This window comes from Priestia sp. D51, assembly GCF_053345675.1.
The window spans coordinates 499000-514319 of the sequence record NZ_JBLTIR010000001.1; the positions used below are offsets into that span (position 1 = coordinate 499000).

The 15320-nt window shown below is 39.2% G+C and carries 21 protein-coding genes; 18 read left to right on the forward strand and 3 right to left on the reverse strand.

Going from position 1 to position 15320, the window contains the following annotated elements; translation table 11 throughout:
- The first annotated feature begins 44 nt into the window (after nt 1–44).
- From spoIIAA to lysA, 11 genes are all read left to right on the forward strand, one after another.
- Nucleotides 45–395, forward strand: coding sequence for an anti-sigma F factor antagonist (gene spoIIAA / locus ACNHOZ_RS02655; RefSeq protein WP_014458299.1), 351 nt, complete (start codon nt 45–47; stop codon nt 393–395).
- A complete protein-coding gene (spoIIAB, locus tag ACNHOZ_RS02660) occupies nt 395–838 on the forward strand; it encodes an anti-sigma F factor (RefSeq protein WP_013084935.1) in 444 nt (147 codons plus the stop codon). The genes spoIIAA and spoIIAB overlap by 1 nt, the downstream gene beginning before the upstream one ends.
- A 12-nt stretch (nt 839–850) precedes the next feature.
- Nucleotides 851–1612, forward strand: coding sequence for an RNA polymerase sporulation sigma factor SigF (gene sigF, locus ACNHOZ_RS02665; protein WP_013059074.1), 762 nt, complete (start codon nt 851–853; stop codon nt 1610–1612).
- A gap of 161 nt (nt 1613–1773) precedes the next feature.
- Nucleotides 1774–2394, forward strand: coding sequence for a stage V sporulation protein AA (locus ACNHOZ_RS02670; RefSeq protein WP_028411546.1), 621 nt, complete (start codon nt 1774–1776; stop codon nt 2392–2394).
- Nucleotides 2384–2806, forward strand: coding sequence for a stage V sporulation protein AB (locus tag ACNHOZ_RS02675; protein WP_014458301.1), 423 nt, complete (start codon nt 2384–2386; stop codon nt 2804–2806). Before ACNHOZ_RS02670 ends, ACNHOZ_RS02675 begins: the two co-directional genes overlap by 11 nt.
- A gap of 18 nt (nt 2807–2824) precedes the next feature.
- A complete protein-coding gene (gene spoVAC, locus ACNHOZ_RS02680) occupies nt 2825–3286 on the forward strand; it encodes a stage V sporulation protein AC (RefSeq protein ID WP_028411545.1) in 462 nt (153 codons plus the stop codon).
- A gap of 13 nt (nt 3287–3299) precedes the next feature.
- Nucleotides 3300–4331 (forward strand): stage V sporulation protein AD, encoded by a 1032-nt coding sequence (spoVAD, locus tag ACNHOZ_RS02685; RefSeq protein WP_048019792.1) that lies wholly within the window; start codon nt 3300–3302, stop codon nt 4329–4331.
- Nucleotides 4319–4669: a stage V sporulation protein AE gene (gene spoVAE, locus ACNHOZ_RS02690; RefSeq protein WP_013059069.1), complete on the forward strand. Its 351-nt coding sequence runs from the start codon at nt 4319–4321 to the stop codon at nt 4667–4669. The genes spoVAD and spoVAE overlap by 13 nt, the downstream gene beginning before the upstream one ends.
- A gap of 6 nt (nt 4670–4675) precedes the next feature.
- Entirely contained in the window at nt 4676–5242 is a 567-nt protein-coding gene (locus ACNHOZ_RS02695) for a stage V sporulation protein AE (protein WP_014458304.1), read from the forward strand.
- A complete protein-coding gene (locus tag ACNHOZ_RS02700; protein ID WP_048019793.1) occupies nt 5235–6716 on the forward strand; it encodes a spore germination protein in 1482 nt (493 codons plus the stop codon). The genes ACNHOZ_RS02695 and ACNHOZ_RS02700 overlap by 8 nt, the downstream gene beginning before the upstream one ends.
- 138 nt (nt 6717–6854) lie before the next feature.
- On the forward strand, nt 6855–8174 hold the full coding sequence (gene lysA / locus ACNHOZ_RS02705) for a diaminopimelate decarboxylase (RefSeq protein ID WP_028411542.1): 1320 nt from the start codon (nt 6855–6857) through the stop codon (nt 8172–8174).
- Between the two features lie 47 nt (nt 8175–8221).
- On the opposite strand, the gene ACNHOZ_RS02710 is transcribed toward lysA, so the two are convergent.
- Nucleotides 8222–9097, reverse strand: a complete 876-nt coding sequence (locus tag ACNHOZ_RS02710; RefSeq protein ID WP_447697042.1) for a DUF1002 domain-containing protein — start codon at nt 9095–9097, stop codon at nt 8222–8224.
- A 389-nt stretch (nt 9098–9486) separates the two neighbouring features.
- Here ACNHOZ_RS02710 and ACNHOZ_RS02715 point away from each other — a divergent pair, with 389 nt between their 5' ends.
- Together ACNHOZ_RS02715 and ACNHOZ_RS02720 are read left to right on the forward strand one after the other, a co-directional pair.
- A complete protein-coding gene (locus ACNHOZ_RS02715) occupies nt 9487–9921 on the forward strand; it encodes a peptidylprolyl isomerase (RefSeq protein WP_013059064.1) in 435 nt (144 codons plus the stop codon).
- Between the two features lie 244 nt (nt 9922–10165).
- Nucleotides 10166–10519, forward strand: a complete 354-nt coding sequence (locus tag ACNHOZ_RS02720; RefSeq protein WP_013059063.1) for a GNAT family N-acetyltransferase — start codon at nt 10166–10168, stop codon at nt 10517–10519.
- Between the two features lie 75 nt (nt 10520–10594).
- On the opposite strand, the gene ACNHOZ_RS02725 is transcribed toward ACNHOZ_RS02720, so the two are convergent.
- A complete protein-coding gene (locus ACNHOZ_RS02725; protein WP_014458309.1) occupies nt 10595–11116 on the reverse strand; it encodes a DUF309 domain-containing protein in 522 nt (173 codons plus the stop codon).
- A 132-nt stretch (nt 11117–11248) separates the two neighbouring features.
- Nucleotides 11249–11368: a YjcZ family sporulation protein gene (locus tag ACNHOZ_RS02730; protein ID WP_372497462.1), complete on the reverse strand. Its 120-nt coding sequence runs from the start codon at nt 11366–11368 to the stop codon at nt 11249–11251.
- 177 nt (nt 11369–11545) lie between these two features.
- Between ACNHOZ_RS02730 and ACNHOZ_RS02735 the strand changes: the two genes are divergently transcribed.
- From ACNHOZ_RS02735 to ACNHOZ_RS02755, 5 genes are all read left to right on the forward strand, one after another.
- Entirely contained in the window at nt 11546–12301 is a 756-nt protein-coding gene (locus ACNHOZ_RS02735; protein WP_048019795.1) for a segregation/condensation protein A, read from the forward strand.
- Nucleotides 12298–12870, forward strand: a complete 573-nt coding sequence (scpB, locus tag ACNHOZ_RS02740) for an SMC-Scp complex subunit ScpB (protein WP_048019796.1) — start codon at nt 12298–12300, stop codon at nt 12868–12870. Before ACNHOZ_RS02735 ends, scpB begins: the two co-directional genes overlap by 4 nt.
- Before the next feature lie 117 nt (nt 12871–12987).
- Nucleotides 12988–14136 carry a D-alanyl-D-alanine carboxypeptidase family protein gene (locus tag ACNHOZ_RS02745; protein WP_028411538.1) on the forward strand — a complete coding sequence of 383 codons (1149 nt, stop codon included), beginning with the start codon at nt 12988–12990 and terminating at the stop codon, nt 14134–14136.
- Complete coding sequence (locus ACNHOZ_RS02750) at nt 14129–14728, forward strand: nucleoside recognition domain-containing protein (RefSeq protein WP_013059057.1); 600 nt, start codon at nt 14129–14131, stop codon at nt 14726–14728. Before ACNHOZ_RS02745 ends, ACNHOZ_RS02750 begins: the two co-directional genes overlap by 8 nt.
- Nucleotides 14725–15258 carry a spore maturation protein gene (locus ACNHOZ_RS02755; protein ID WP_013084923.1) on the forward strand — a complete coding sequence of 178 codons (534 nt, stop codon included), beginning with the start codon at nt 14725–14727 and terminating at the stop codon, nt 15256–15258. Before ACNHOZ_RS02750 ends, ACNHOZ_RS02755 begins: the two co-directional genes overlap by 4 nt.
- Nucleotides 15259–15320: the final 62 nt, after the last annotated feature.

The following is a 15320-nucleotide window of genomic DNA, read 5'->3' on the forward strand; positions in this document are numbered from 1 at the left end:
GGCAGCGAAAGATTGACTATAAGATTTCCGAGGAGGTTTGTATAGTGAGTCTTTCAATTGAATTGGAATTCAAACAAGATGTCTTGTTGGTTCGATTAACAGGAGAATTAGATCATCATACGGCAGAAGAGCTAAGAAGCAAAATCACCCAAGCGATAGAGAAGGAATCTATCAGCCATTTGATTTTAAATCTACAGCATTTAACCTTTATGGACAGCTCTGGCTTGGGGGTTATTTTAGGGAGATACAAACAAGTTCATAATAACGGTGGGGAAATGGTTGTATGCGCTATTTCTCCTGCTGTAGAACGTTTGTTTAATATGTCAGGCTTATTTAAAATTATTCGTTTTGAACCTAATGAAGAAAACGCGCTTCAAAAATTGGGGGTGGCATAATGAAAAATCAAATGAACCTCCAATTTTCCGCGCTTAGTCAAAATGAATCGTTTGCCCGCGTCACGGTAGCATCATTTATTACACAGTTAGATCCAACAATGGATGAGTTAACAGAAATTAAAACAGTCGTATCTGAAGCAGTAACAAATGCTATTATTCACGGCTACGAAAGCAATCCGGATGGTGTGGTATATATTTCTGTGACGCTTCATGAAGACGGTGTAGTGGAGCTGATGATTCGTGATGAAGGAATTGGTATCGATAACGTGGATGAAGCAAAGCAGCCTTTATACACAACGAAACCAGATCTAGAACGCTCTGGAATGGGTTTCACCATAATGGAAAACTTTATGGACGAAATTCGAGTAGAGTCTACTGTATTAGAAGGTACGACCTTATATTTAAAAAAGCACTTAACAAATAGTAAAGCGCTATGTAATTAAGGAGACTTGCCAATGGATGTGGAGGTCAAAAAAAATAAAAACGAACCGTATTTAAAGGATCATGAAGTTAAAGACCTCATCAAGCGCAGTCAGCAAGGTGATCAAATTGCACGAGATACAATCGTCCAAAAAAATATGCGGCTCGTTTGGTCGGTTGTTCAACGTTTTATTAACCGTGGTTATGAGCCCGATGATTTATTTCAAATTGGATGTATAGGACTATTAAAGTCCGTTGATAAATTTGACCTATCGTATGATGTTAAATTTTCAACATATGCTGTTCCTATGATTATTGGTGAAATTCAGCGGTTTATTCGTGATGATGGCACGGTAAAGGTTAGTCGTTCTCTGAAAGAAATGAGCAATAAAATACGTAAAGCAAAAGACGAGCTTTCCAAATTGCTTGGACGCGTCCCTACAGTCGCTGAGGTTGCAGAACATTTGGATCTCACTCCTGAAGAAGTAGTGCTGGCTCAAGAAGCTAATCGTGCTCCTTCGTCTATTCACGAGACCGTCTATGAAAATGATGGAGATCCAATTACCCTTCTTGACCAAATTGCTGATCATACGGAAGCGAAGTGGTTTGATAAAATTGCTTTAAAAGAAGCAATTGAAGAACTTGATGAGCGTGAAAAGCTCATTGTCTATTTGAGGTATTACAAAGATCAAACTCAGTCCGAAGTGGCCGCAAGGCTGGGAATTTCTCAGGTTCAGGTATCGAGGCTTGAGAAGAAAATCTTAAAACAAATGAAGCTGCATATGAATGATACGTAATACTTAAGAAGCAATCCGTTTTGCTATTCAAAGAAGAATAGTGAAACGGATTGCTTTTTTTATTTGGTAATTAATGGTCTGTTCAGAAACGTGAATTAGAAAATTTAAGAAAATCCATACTACACGTACAGGGAGATAATGAATCGTAAGGTGTGATATGAATGGAAAACGTTCTTTATCTTAAAATGAGGCATCGTATTCAAGTAAAACCTGATGAAGCTGTAAATATTGGACAATTAGCAATGGTTATAGCAGGAGATTCTGTTCAAAAACAAATTGAAAAGCTAATTGTCTATCAAGTAAGTATGAGTGATCGAAATATTATCATTGTTGATTTAATGAAGGTAATTGAAAAAGTTGCCTCTCAGTATCCGCACTTAGACATTCAGACGATTGGACCCGCTCAAACAATTGTAGAGGTCGTGTATAAAAAGAGACAATATTCCTTTTTGTTTTTTCTAGCTGTTTGGTTTCTTCTCTTCATCGGAGCTGCTTTAGCAATTATGAACTTTCACGAAGATGTGAGTATGAGACAAGTACATCAAAAATTGTTCTATATGCTGACCGGTCTGAGAGATAAGCAGCCTTTGCTGATTCAAGTGCCTTACTCTATCGGTTTAGGGTTGGGAATGATTCTGTTTTTTAACCACGTCTTTAGAAAACGAATTAATGAAGAGCCTAGTCCTCTCGAAGTCGAAATGTTTAATTACCAGCAAGACTTAGATCAATACGTCATTATGCACGAGAATAAAGAAAGTATGAAAAAAATTGATGATCATTAACATTGTGATGACCATTGTAATTGGACTTGCGGGAGGATTGGCTGCAGGTGCTGGGTTTGTAGCATTTTTAACGGTGCTGGGCATTATTCCGCGTTTGATGCAGCTGACCAAAACCATGAAATACATTCAAGCATATGAGTGGGGAGTCGTAGGTGGTGCCGTTACAGGCGGTTGGTGCAGTCTTCATCAATACACGTGGCAGTTTCCTGCGGTGCTTATTATGATCATAGGTCTAACGAGCGGTATTTTTATTGGGATGCTGGCAGCGGCTTTAACAGAAGTGCTTAATGTATTGCCGACGTTAACGAAACGAATAGGAATGGAAGGCAAGCTTATTTTATTGTTAATGGCCATTGTACTAGGCAAAGTATGCGGGTCATTATTTCATTGGATTTATTTTGTTAATCAATAAGAAAAGGATGTATGTAACATGGCAAATAATCAAAAATTAAAAGATAACTATCAAGAAAGCATTAAACCATTTCAGCCTAAACCTTCATATGTGGCAAATTGCCTAAAGGCCTTTTTGGTAGGGGGGATCATTTGTACATTAGGACAGGCAATTCAAAATTTCTATATTGCATTTTTTGACTTTAATGAAAAAAATGCAGGTAATCCTACCGTCGCAACCCTTATTTTAATATCTGCGCTCTTAACCGGGTTTGGGATATATGATCGTATTGGTCAGTTCGCAGGTGCAGGTTCAGCCGTTCCTGTTACGGGTTTTGCCAATTCCATGACGAGTGCAGCGCTTGAACATCGAAGTGAAGGAATTGTTCTCGGCGTTGCGACCAACATGTTCAAGCTGGCTGGAAACGTCATTGTATTTGGGACGGTTTCGGCTTACGTTGTAGGAATCATTCGCTACCTTTTTAAAACTTATTTGCTATGAAAAGAGGGGGATTATGAGAAAAACTGGAAAGCAAACGTGGGTTTATGAAAATCCTATTTACATTAATGCTACAGGAACAGCAGTAGGGCCAAAAGAAGCAGATGGACCGTTGGGAGAAACATTTGATATTACACATAAAGATTTGCACTGTGAAGAAGACAACTGGGAGTTAGCTGAAAGAAGACTGATGACGGAGTCCATTGACTCCTGCTTGCAAAAAATAAATTTATCCTATGAAGACATTGATTTGTTTTTGGCTGGAGATTTATTAAATCAAAACGTAACGGCTAATTTTGTAGCTCGACATAACCAAATTCCATTTCTATGCATGTTTGGCGCTTGCTCCACATCAATGGAAACGCTGGCAACAGGGGCAGCTCTTGTGGATGCGGGATTTGCTAATCGTGTTATTGCATCAGCGAGCAGTCATAACGCAACCGCTGAGCGCCAATTTCGAAATCCTACCGAGTACGGAGGACAAAAACCAGATACGGCAACGGCAACCATTACGGGAGCAGGGGCAGCACTGGTCTCGAAAGAAAAAGGTATTGTGCGTCTCACGTCTGCAACGATTGGGCGTGTAATGGATTATGGGATTAAAAACGCAAACGATATGGGTTCTGCTATGGCACCAGCTGCTGCGGATACCATTCAAAGGCATTTGGAAGACTTAAACGTCGCTCCAAACGAGTATGATCTTATTTTAACAGGAGATTTATCTGGTGTAGGCAGTCCAATTTTAAAACAGCTGCTCAAGGACGAAGGCTACGATATATCAACCAATCATAATGATTGCGGATTAATGGTATATCGCCCCGACCAAAATGTATTTGCAGGAGGAAGCGGCTGCGGCTGCTCGGCTATTGTCACGTATGGTCATATTTTAAATGAATTAAAATCGGGAAACTTAAAGAAAGTGTTTATGGTGGCAACAGGAGCTCTTTTAAGTCCAACGATGATTCAGCAAAAAGAGTCAATTCCAACGATTGCTCATGGCGTCGTCTTAGAACATATTGGGGAGGGGGATGATCAATGGAGTATGTAATAGCTTTTGCTGTAGGAGGAATCATTTGCGTTATTGGGCAGCTGCTGCTGGATCTTGCTAAACTTACTCCAGCGCATGTTATGAGTTCGTTTGTAGTTGCAGGAGCGATTTTAGATGGATTTGGTCTTTATGATAAGTTGATTGAATTTGCTGGCGCCGGAGCGACGGTTCCAATTACAAGCTTTGGTCATTCCTTGCTGCACGGAGCGATGAAGCAAGCAGATGACCATGGATTTATCGGGATTGGGATTGGGATTTTTGAACTTACCTCCGCTGGAATTTCAGCAGCTATTTTATTTGCTTTTATTATCGCGTTAATCTTTAAACCGAAAGGATAAAAGATTATGAAAAAAAGAAGGATCATTATTGTAACCGATGGCGATGAATATGCGCGCAAAGCAATTGAGCATGTAGCTAAATCGGTTGGTGGCAGGTGCATTTCGAGGTCATATGGAAACCCTACTACGTTAACAGGTAGTCAAACGGTAGATTTAATTCTTCAAGCACCATATGATCCCGTCTTTGTGATGTTCGACGATAGCGGTTTCTTAGAGGAAGGACCTGGGGAAATTGCTTTGCTGCATGTAGCAAAGCATCCTCAAGTAGAAGTTCTTGGAGTGATTGCCGTTGCATCACGAACTCATCAAAGCGAATGGACAAGAGTGGATGTGACCATTGATCGTTTTGGGGAAATATCGCATTACGGCGTGGATAAAAGCGGAATTCAAGAGTTAGAAGTCGGACGAATTAATGGAGATACAGTTTACTGCTTGGATCAGCTCGATATTCCCTTAGTTGTAGGAATAGGAGATATCGGCAAAATGGCTAGGATGGATGATGTCAAACTGGGATGTCCTATTACTGAAAAAGCAGCAAGGCTTATTTTAGAAAGGAGCGGTTCGTTTGGGTAAGCTAGCAGAGAAGAAAACAGCTATTTTTTCAAAAGTGCAAAAAAACGATCAGTGGTTCAAGGAAAACGCTAGTATGAACACAAGTTTTGATGTGGGCGTACGTAAACTGCTTATTTTGGATCGAGAAGTTCATATTTACTACGTAACGGGGCTGTGTGATAGTTCATTTATTATTGAAATTGCAAAAGTACTCATTCAAATTAATGATAATGAAGTTGAACGGGCAAAGTTAAAGGATATTGTTGAAAACCGTCTTATTCATCAGCAAGTCAAGCCTTTAAAGACGCTGGATGATGGAATGGTATCGGTTTTATCAGGACTGCTATTCGTTTTAATTGACGGTGAAGAAGTTGGCTTTGAAGTCGATGTGCGTACATATCCTGGCAGATCCCCTGAAGAAGCGGATACAGAGAAAGTGATTCGCGGAGCAAGAGATGGATACACTGAAAACATCATTATCAATACAGCGTTAACAAGAAGACGAATTCGTGACGGAAGATTTCGTTTTGAAATTATGAAGGTAGGCGAACGATCAAAACTGGACGTAGCGATTGGGTACATAAATGGCGTAGCTGATCCAGGGCTGGTTAAACTGATAAAAGATGAACTGGAAGCAATTGATATAGATGGTTTGCCTATGGCTGACAAATCAATTGAAGAGTTCTTAGTCAAACAAGGAATTAATCCTTTTCCAATGGTACGCTATACAGAACGACCGGACACAGCAGCAGCTCATGTGCTAGAAGGGCATGTGATCATTATTACCGATACGTCTCCAAGCGTTATTATTACGCCAACTACGCTGTTTCATCACGTGCAGCATGCGGAAGAATACAGGCAGGCTCCTTCTGTCGGTACGTTTATCCGCTGGATACGGTTTTTAGGAATTCTTGCTTCTCTTTTCTTATTACCGTTATGGCTGTTATTTGTACTTGAGCCAGACTTGCTGCCGTCAAAATTGCAGTTTATTGGACCAAACGAAGCAACAAATATTCCAACTGTTGTTCAAATTTTCCTAGCTGATTTTGGGATTGAATTTCTGAGGATGGCGGCCATTCATACGCCGACGCCGCTTGCCACGGCGATGGGCTTGATTGCCGCTGCGCTTATTGGGCAAATTGCTATTGATGTAGGTCTTTTTGTTCCGGAGGTTATTTTGTATGTAGCTATTGCAGCAATTGGTTCATTCGCGACGCCAAGCTATGAGTTAGCGGTAGCAAATAAAATGCTGCGATTGTTTCTGTTAATTTTTGTGGCGGTCTTTCATACCCCAGGGTTTCTTATTGCGACAACGTGTATCATTCTCTACATGGCGCGACTAAAATCATTAAATACGCCTTATTTGTGGCCGTTTCTTCCATTTAATCCGCAGGCTTTGTGGCAGATTCTCATCCGCACACCGGTTCCTGGAGCGAATCCGCGACCTAGTATTGTGCATCCGCAGGATAAAGACCGCCAGCCTGCAAAACCTTAAACAAAATATGTGGTTGAAACCTGTATGAAGATGTGATAGATTTGTTTTAAATATGGAAAATAATAAATATTTAGACAGTTAGCAGCGAATTGCCGTTAACTGTCTTTTTTACACTATACACAGGAACGGGGTCTAAACATGTTTTTACACGGAACAAGTCGCATAAATAAGCAGGGGCATCTGGAAATTGGTGGAGTTGATACAGTTGAATTAGCATCTAATTTTGGGACACCACTTTACGTATATGACGTGGCTTTAATTCGGCAGCGTGCTAGAGGATTTAAAGAAACATTTGAAAAGCATGGGGTGAAAGCACAGGTCGCTTATGCAAGCAAAGCTTTTTCGACAATTGCAATGGTCCAAGTCGTTCATGAAGAAGGTCTTTCGTTAGACGTTGTTTCGGGGGGAGAACTGTATACGGCTTTAGCAGCTGACTTTCCAAAAGAACGGATTCATTTTCACGGAAACAATAAAAGCCGAGCAGAACTAGAAATGGCCGTCAAAGAAGATGTAGGATGCATTGTAGTTGATAATTTTTATGAAATTGCATTGCTTGAGGAAATAACGGAACAGTATCAAAAAAAGATGCCTGTTCTTCTCAGATTAACACCTGGAATTGAAGCTCATACACATGATTATATCTTGACAGGGCAAGAAGACTCGAAGTTTGGATTTGATCTTCAAAACGGTCAAGCAGACGAAGCTGTGCGTCTTGTGCAAAATAGCAAGGGGCTAGAACTTTTAGGGATTCACTGTCATATAGGATCGCAAATTTTTGAAACAACGGGATTTATTATGGCGACTCAAAAGCTTTTTGCAAAAATGAAAGAGTGGAAACAACGTATAAAATTTGTTCCGCAAGTATTAAATTTAGGCGGGGGTTTTGGCATTCGTTATACGGAAGAAGATCAGCCTATCCCTGTTTCTCAGTATGTGGAAGTTATTATAGAAGAGGTCAAAAAGCAGTCCAAACAGTTAGAAGTAGAAATTCCTGAAATTTGGATTGAGCCCGGGCGCTCTCTTGTAGGAGATGCTGGAACGACCCTGTATTCAATCGGTTCTCGTAAACACGTACCGAATGTACGTGAATATGTAGCGATTGATGGAGGCATGAACGACAATATTCGTCCCGCACTGTATCAAGCGAAATATGAAGCGGTCATTGCCAATCGAATGAATGATGAGAGTGATGAGCTCGTATCCATCGCAGGTAAGTGCTGCGAATCGGGGGATATGCTGATGTGGGATGTACATCTTCCAAAAGCAAACCCAGATGATTTATTAGCGATGTTTTGTACAGGCGCATACGGTTATTCTATGGCAAGTCACTATAACCGTTTGCCAAAGCCAGCTGTCGTGTTCGTAGAAGATGGAGAAGCACAGCTAGTCGTAAAACGCGAAACGTATGAAGACATTGTAAAAAATGACGTGAAATACAAAGTGACGGTAAAAAAGTAACGAGTGATTAACGTAAAAAAAGAGCCTCTTGTTCAAGAGGCTCTTTTTTATGAGAATAACGATTTAATAGCATCAATAATATCAACAAAGAATTGCTTTAATTTATCAAGAAATGATTGGCCTTCTTCTGACTGAAGAAATGTTGTTACTTTTTCCTTTGTCGCAGAAAGCTGGTCTTTTACTTGGTTCCAATCGATGTTCATATCTTTTAACCGATTGAAAAAGTCAACCAGTGTATTAAGCTCTGAATCTGTTAATTTAATACCTAAATCATCAGTCACGCGCTGAATTAACGTGCGTAAATCGTCCTTTGTTTGAGGATTTTCTTTAGCAATTTCTTCTTTAATCGTTGCCATAAACTGCGCTGCTTTTTCTTTACCGATTTTTTCACCAAGTTTAGATGTTTGGACCATCTCTTCGTTGGCTGCTTTTTTTACTTCTTCTGGGATTTTTTGATCTGTTTGAACTTCATATGCTTTCATAATACCTGTTAAAGCGGCTGTACCAGATACTTCAAATGGAGCAGTAATCTGGATTTTTGCATCTTTAACGCCGGCGGTCATTAAAGCATTAATATACATGTCATCTGTAATACCATTAATATTTTGAGTTGATACGCTTAAACCAGAATCTTTTGAACCAAGGGTAATACTAGAAGATGAAATAGCACGAGATCCAATAGTAGCCTTTGGAATAAAGTCACCTAAGTATTCATGCTCTTCTTGGTTTGTCACGGTTACTGTTTGAGCATTGCTTGGTGCATCAAGGTCATTTAATACCTGTTGCTTCTGAGAGCTGGTTAAGTCCTGACCTAATGTAATAATCACATCGCCCGGAGCAGCATCTGCAAAACTTTTTAAGGGTGCGGTTAGGAATAGAAGAAGACCTAATGTCACCATCATTGCTTTTATCGTTAATTTCAAACCTTTTTCCTCCTTTAATCCCATACTTGCCCTATTATAATACGGGCAGGTCTGAAGTAACAGAGTCAATTCATCATTTTCCCATAAATCAGTCTAGAGGCGTAGATTTCTATATAAAATGAAATCTATGTATCTCCATCACTGTATTAGACGGATGATACTATAAAAAGTTTCATCTCACAACTACTATTTTTTATTTAGAGCCCTACGATAAGAAAGTGAAAAAGTGCATTCATTGAATTCATGAGCTTGTTTGTAGTAGAATAGAGTGAGTTTATAAATGTAAGTGTTCTGCCTCTAGGTGGCATTTACAACTTTTACGTTTTGCCGCTTTGACGGGGAAGATAGAGCCTGTAGCGGTACTAATACATATATTGGAGGTCATTTATATGAAAAAAGCAAGTATTTTAATGGAAAATGGTGAAAAAATTCTAATCGATTTATTTCCGAACGAAGCACCAGGAACAGTAGAAAACTTTGAAAAGTTAGCTAATGAAGGATTCTACAACGGCGTAACGTTCCACCGCGTTATCCCTGGATTTGTTTCTCAAGGAGGAGACCCAACTGGTACAGGTGCTGGCGGCCCTGGCTATTCAATTAAATGTGAAACAGAAGGAAACCCTCACAAACACGAAGCGGGTTCTCTATCAATGGCGCATGCTGGTAAAGACACAGGCGGCAGTCAGTTCTTTCTTGTTCATGAGCCACAGCCTCATTTGAACGGTGTTCACACTGTATTTGGAAAAGTAACAGAAGGACTTGATACAGTGTTGAAAATGAAAAATGGCGACGTAATGAAAGAAGTAAAAGTGTGGGAAGAATAAGAGCATACTGCTAGAAATGGATATCAGCTAATAAAACGTCATAACAACCTTTTACAGGGGGTTACGGCGTTTTTTCTTCGCGCAACAGCTCAAAAAGCGTAATAGATTAGGTTTCTCATACACGCGTGACATATGACAAGCTTTTGTGTAATATTGCTATTTACTTATAAATTTTGTATGATAAAAGCAGTAAAAAACGCAGCGCATTAATTTGTAGGAAAGTTTGAGGACGAGGGAGAATCGTATGCTTATTCGCTATAAACGAAACTATGAAAAAATTGCCATGGGTCTTCTATCGTTTGTACCTACGGAAAAAGATTTAAAAAAACTTCAACAAACGATGAAAGAATATGAGCAAAACGAACATTGGCAGCTGTATCTTTGGAAGCAAGAAGAAGATATTATTGGAATTGTTGGCATTTCCATGCTCGATAAAAGTTTGATTGAGGTTCAACACGTCAGTGTAAACCCTTCACACCGCCAACAGGGCATTGGCAAAAAAATGATTAAAGCTCTTAAAGAAATGTATACGACTGCACAAATTAAGCCGAGTGAAATCATCGCTCCTTTTTATGAAAAGTGTCAGGCGGATGAATAAAAAAAAGCATGATTAGTTGAGGTGCGAAAGCGTCTTTCACATCTTAGTCATCATAAAACAACAGGTAGCTTCTAGCTACCTGTTGTTTTGTTTTGCCAATAAGTTCGCTTGTCTTTCCGCAATCACATCTGAACGATCTCGTGTACTGTGACGATGAACAATCGCATCATTTTGCAGATTAGAAGCTGATAACCAGACAAGCTGTTTATCAGTGCTTCTTTGTTTGCAAGCTCGTAATAATGCTGGATCTTCAATAGGTAAGTTAATGCTTTTATATGGCTGATAGGTATCGATTAAAGCTAATTGTTTGCGAAGAAGTTTAAGCAGTGAAGGATAATTAAGTCCAAGCTGTGCAATGTTTTCTTCTTCCTTCGTTAAAATTGCCAGTGCCTTTTGCATCGTTCTTTTGGCTCCGGCGAAATTTTGACGTCGATGATGATAGAGTGAAACAGCAATTTGAATAAGGCCAACCCAAATAATATTGCGGTGTCCTCTTTCGTCTTTTTTCCAGTGTTCTTCTAGCAGTTCATGACATTCAAAGTAATCCCGGTCGCCATGAAAATGAACTAAATAATCAATATAGGCTTGTGAATACAATCTTGTTCCCTCCTGGTAAGACTCTATATGTAGTGTATCACAAAAATTAGCTATTCATCAGCGCTGTGCCTTTAAAGAGACAAACGTGCTCAAGGTATGGCGAACACGTTTGTTTTTATTCAATATGTGTGGTTAGAAGCGTAAGCAAGAACAACCAACAATAATTAATAAAATAAACAGTACAACAATTAAAGCGAAACCGCTACCGTATCCACAAGATTTTCCACCCATGCGAGTTCCTCCTTCAGCCATTTGAAAATGTTATTACCTTGACATCATATGTATGTTTAAACTTTTTGTATGGGCAAATGACCTATTTTTACGTTAATTTGTATTGGACATGTGTCTATAATCCTCTATACTAATGATAGTAACGTTATATAAAGCAGCAGAAATGATAAGCAATTGAAAAGTGTTGGTGAGATAAAAGTGGAGTACAGTGTAAAAGTAGATGCGTTTGAAGGACCTTTAGATCTTCTTCTGCATTTGATTAACCGATTTGAAATTGATATTTACGATATCCCAGTAGCGACAATTACTGAGCAATATATGATGTTTATACATACAATGAATGAGCTTCAGCTAGACGTTGCCAGTGAGTATCTAGTCATGGCAGCAACTTTGCTTCAAATTAAAAGTAAAATGCTTCTGCCTACGTATGAAGAAGATATGGATGAAATTGAAATGGTCGATGAAGAAGATCCGCGTGAAGAATTGATGCAGCGCTTAATTGAATATCGAAAGTTTAAAGAAGCGGCAGTAGAGCTTCAAAAGCTGGAAGAAGACCAAAGTCATGTGTATACAAAACCTCCAAGTAATGTGCAAATAAATGCAGAAGAACGTACGCAGCCTCAGGACGAAGGATTGGATATATCACTGTATGATATGCTAAGTGCTTTTCAAAAGTTAATGAAACGAAAGCAAAACAAAAAGCCTGTGCAGACGAAAATAGCAAGACAAGATATTCCAATTGACAAGCGCATGAGTGAAATTGTGAATGAATTAAAAGCCTTTAAAGGGAAAAAAAGTTTTTATCAGCTGTTTCCTTATCAAGAGCGTGATCATATTGTTGTAACGTTTTTAGCTGTGCTGGAATTAATGAAAGAAAATGAAATCGTTGTGGAACAGCAGCACAATCTAGACGAGCTTTATGTATCGTATCGAGAAAGGAATGAAGAGGAATGACAACGAATAATTTACAGGCTATTATTGAGAGCTTACTTTTTGTTTCTGGTGATGAAGGTCTGTCTATTAGCCGGTTAGCTGAGATTATAGAAAAGCCTCATGAAGACATTCAAGGTGCTTTGGAAAGCTTAGAGCAAGAGTGTAAGTTCAGAGGAGTTACACTTGTTGAAATAGGCGGGGCCTATCAGCTTGTTACAAAAAAAGAGCATGCACCATATATTGAGAAGCTCGTAGAAGCTCCTGCTAATCAATCATTGTCACAAGCAGCGCTTGAAACGTTAGCTATTGTAGCGTATAAGCAGCCAATTACAAGAGCTGAAATCGAAGAGATTCGCGGAGTGAAAACGGAAAGACCTCTTCAAACTTTAATTGGAAAGGTTCTGTTAAAAGAAGTGGGACGAGCGGAAGGCGCAGGGCGTGCCATCTTATACGGAACGACAAAAGAATTTTTAGGCTATTTTGGGCTTAAAAGTATCGAAGAGCTGCCGCCGCTTCCAGAAGATTTGTTACAAGAAGGAACCGATCAAGAGGCAGATTTATTTTTTCAATCGTTTCAAGAAATGAAGTGAAACCGTAAAAGAACATAGAGTTTTTCTATGTTCTTTTTTGTATGGACAAATCTTTTCATTCATAACCAAAAAAGACGAGCATAAACTTGTACAAACAGGTAGAGGGACGGGGATGACATGAAAAGAAGCAAAAAAAGTATCATCTATCTATTTATTGTATTGCTATGTCTCAGCGGTTGGCCTTCCGTATCATCTGCAGCAGGGAGTGTAAGTGCTCATAGTGCTATTTTGATGGAACAGAAGTCAGGAAGAGTGTTATACGCTAAAAATGCAGATCAAGTTAGCCGAATTGCTAGCATCACAAAAATTATGACAGCAATACTGGCGATTGAATCTGGCAAAATAAATAAAAAAGTTACCGTTAGCCACAACGCAGTTGGCGTTGAAGGTTCTTCTGTGTATTTAGTTGAAGGTGAAAAAATAAAATTAAAAGATTTAGTGTATGGCCTGATGCTTCGCTCAGGTAATGATGCTGCTGTAGCTATCGCAGAAGCCGTTGGAGGAAGCGAAGATGGATTTGTTTATTTGATGAATAAAAAAGCAGAAGAAATTGGCATGACGAATACAACATTTCAAAATCCGCATGGATTAGACGATCATGAAAATCATCGCTCAACAGCGCACGATATGGCTCTGCTTATGCGCTATGCAATGAATAATAAAATTTTCAAAGAGATTTCAGGAACAAAAGTCTATCGAATGAAGCACCCTGAAGAGAAATGGGATCGAGTGTGGAAAAACAAAAATAAACTGCTGACAACACTATATGCATACTGTACTGGCGGAAAAACAGGATATACAAAATTAGCAAAACGAACGCTTGTGACAACTGCTACAAAAGATGGAATGGATTTAATCGCCGTAACGATTAATGCGCCAGATGATTGGAACGATCACATTTCCATGTATGAAAATGCATTTGATAAATATGATATGACCAGTTTAGCTGCAAAAGGCGAATTGGCAGATATAAAAGATTCTTTCTATAAAGATCAGTTGTATATTAAACGAAATGTCGTCTATCCTCTTACAAAGAAAGAACAGAGCTCTGTAGAAGTGAAAACAACGTTAATTCAGCCTAAAAAGCAGTGGGAAGAAACAGGGAAAGTTCCCAATGTTGTAGGGAAGCTCGATATTTATAGAAGTGGAGAAACGATTGACAGTGTTCCTATTTATTTCGAAAAGCAGGCCGAGCAGCAAGAAGGTTTCTTTGATCGAGTGAAGCGATTAATGTTTATTCAGTCTGGAGCCAAAACAGATGGTTAATATTATTTGGATGTTGCTGACCATTATCGGAATTGTTTTTGCAATTATAAATGGGAAAATTGGTGATGTAAACAAAGCAATTTTTCAAGGTGCAGGCGAAGCGGTGACCATCAGCATTGGGTTAATCAGCGTGCTGGTCTTTTGGTTAGGTATGATGAATATTGCTCAAAGTGCAGGGCTTCTCGACAAGTTAGCGAAACTATTTCGACCCATTATTACTAGACTTTTCCCTGATGTTCCAAAAGATCATCCGGCCTTAGGATACATATTATCCAATATGATGGCGAATATGTTTGGGCTGGGGAATGCGGCAACTCCTCTTGGTATTAAAGCGATGGAGCAACTTAAAAAACTGAACGGCGACAGAGACGAAGCAAGCCGTTCTATGATCACACTTTTAGCACTTAACACAACCAGTTTAACGCTTATACCGACCACAGTTATTGCCATTCGAATTACGTATAACTCGGCTAATCCTACTGAAATTGTGGGTACTACGCTTTTAGCAACTGTTGTAGCTACAATAGGAGCTATCATCATCGATCGCTTCTTTTATTATCGACGTACGCGAAAAGGAGGAAAACGAAAATGACGATGCTTAATCAAGTATCATTGATGTTTATTCCTCTTATCGTAGGATGTATTTTACTTTATGGAACCTACAAAAAAATTCCTACGTATGAAAAGTTTGTAGAGGGAGGGAAAGACGGATTACAAATTGCTTTTTCCATCATTCCTTACTTAGTCGGCATGTTAGTGAGCATCTCTATTTTTCGAGCTTCAGGAGCCCTTGATTTTTTCTTATCTGTTTTAAAACCTATGCTGCAAGCAGTCGGCGTTCCGGCTGAAATTGTACCTTTAGCTCTTATTAAACCGATATCTGGAACGGCTGCCCTTGGTATCACAACGGATCTAATTTCTACATATGGACCTGATTCTTTTATCGGTCGTTTGGCATCGACCATGCAGGGAAGTACAGATACCACGTTTTATATTTTAACGGTTTATTTCGGAGCAGTAGGTATTAAAAAAATGGGAGATGCGCTGAAGGTTGGTTTACTGGCGGATTTGGTAGGGATTATTGCATCAGTTGTGATCGTAATCCTTGTATTTGGCCGGTAAGAAATCGAAAATTCTACCTCTGTGTGGCAAATAGACTTGTGTATTACTTCGTAAACAAGTAA

Bases quoted from the DNA above. Each gene is read 5' to 3' on its own strand.
- spoIIAB (WP_013084935.1), top strand. From the start codon at position 395: ATGAAAAATCAAATGAACCTCCAATTTTCCGCGCTTAGTCAAAATGAA.
- sigF (WP_013059074.1), top strand. From the start codon at position 851: ATGGATGTGGAGGTCAAAAAAAATAAAAACGAACCGTATTTAAAGGAT.
- ACNHOZ_RS02670 (WP_028411546.1), top strand. From the start codon at position 1,774: ATGGAAAACGTTCTTTATCTTAAAATGAGGCATCGTATTCAAGTAAAA.
- ACNHOZ_RS02675 (WP_014458301.1), top strand. From the start codon at position 2,384: ATGATCATTAACATTGTGATGACCATTGTAATTGGACTTGCGGGAGGA.
- spoVAC (WP_028411545.1), top strand. From the start codon at position 2,825: ATGGCAAATAATCAAAAATTAAAAGATAACTATCAAGAAAGCATTAAA.
- spoVAD (WP_048019792.1), top strand. From the start codon at position 3,300: ATGAGAAAAACTGGAAAGCAAACGTGGGTTTATGAAAATCCTATTTAC.
- spoVAE (WP_013059069.1), top strand. From the start codon at position 4,319: ATGGAGTATGTAATAGCTTTTGCTGTAGGAGGAATCATTTGCGTTATT.
- ACNHOZ_RS02695 (WP_014458304.1), top strand. From the start codon at position 4,676: ATGAAAAAAAGAAGGATCATTATTGTAACCGATGGCGATGAATATGCG.
- lysA (WP_028411542.1), top strand. From the start codon at position 6,855: ATGTTTTTACACGGAACAAGTCGCATAAATAAGCAGGGGCATCTGGAA.
- ACNHOZ_RS02715 (WP_013059064.1), top strand. From the start codon at position 9,487: ATGAAAAAAGCAAGTATTTTAATGGAAAATGGTGAAAAAATTCTAATC.
- ACNHOZ_RS02720 (WP_013059063.1), top strand. From the start codon at position 10,166: ATGCTTATTCGCTATAAACGAAACTATGAAAAAATTGCCATGGGTCTT.
- ACNHOZ_RS02730 (WP_372497462.1), bottom strand. From the start codon at position 11,368: ATGGCTGAAGGAGGAACTCGCATGGGTGGAAAATCTTGTGGATACGGT.
- scpB (WP_048019796.1), top strand. From the start codon at position 12,298: ATGACAACGAATAATTTACAGGCTATTATTGAGAGCTTACTTTTTGTT.
- ACNHOZ_RS02745 (WP_028411538.1), top strand. From the start codon at position 12,988: ATGAAAAGAAGCAAAAAAAGTATCATCTATCTATTTATTGTATTGCTA.
- ACNHOZ_RS02750 (WP_013059057.1), top strand. From the start codon at position 14,129: ATGGTTAATATTATTTGGATGTTGCTGACCATTATCGGAATTGTTTTT.
- ACNHOZ_RS02755 (WP_013084923.1), top strand. From the start codon at position 14,725: ATGACGATGCTTAATCAAGTATCATTGATGTTTATTCCTCTTATCGTA.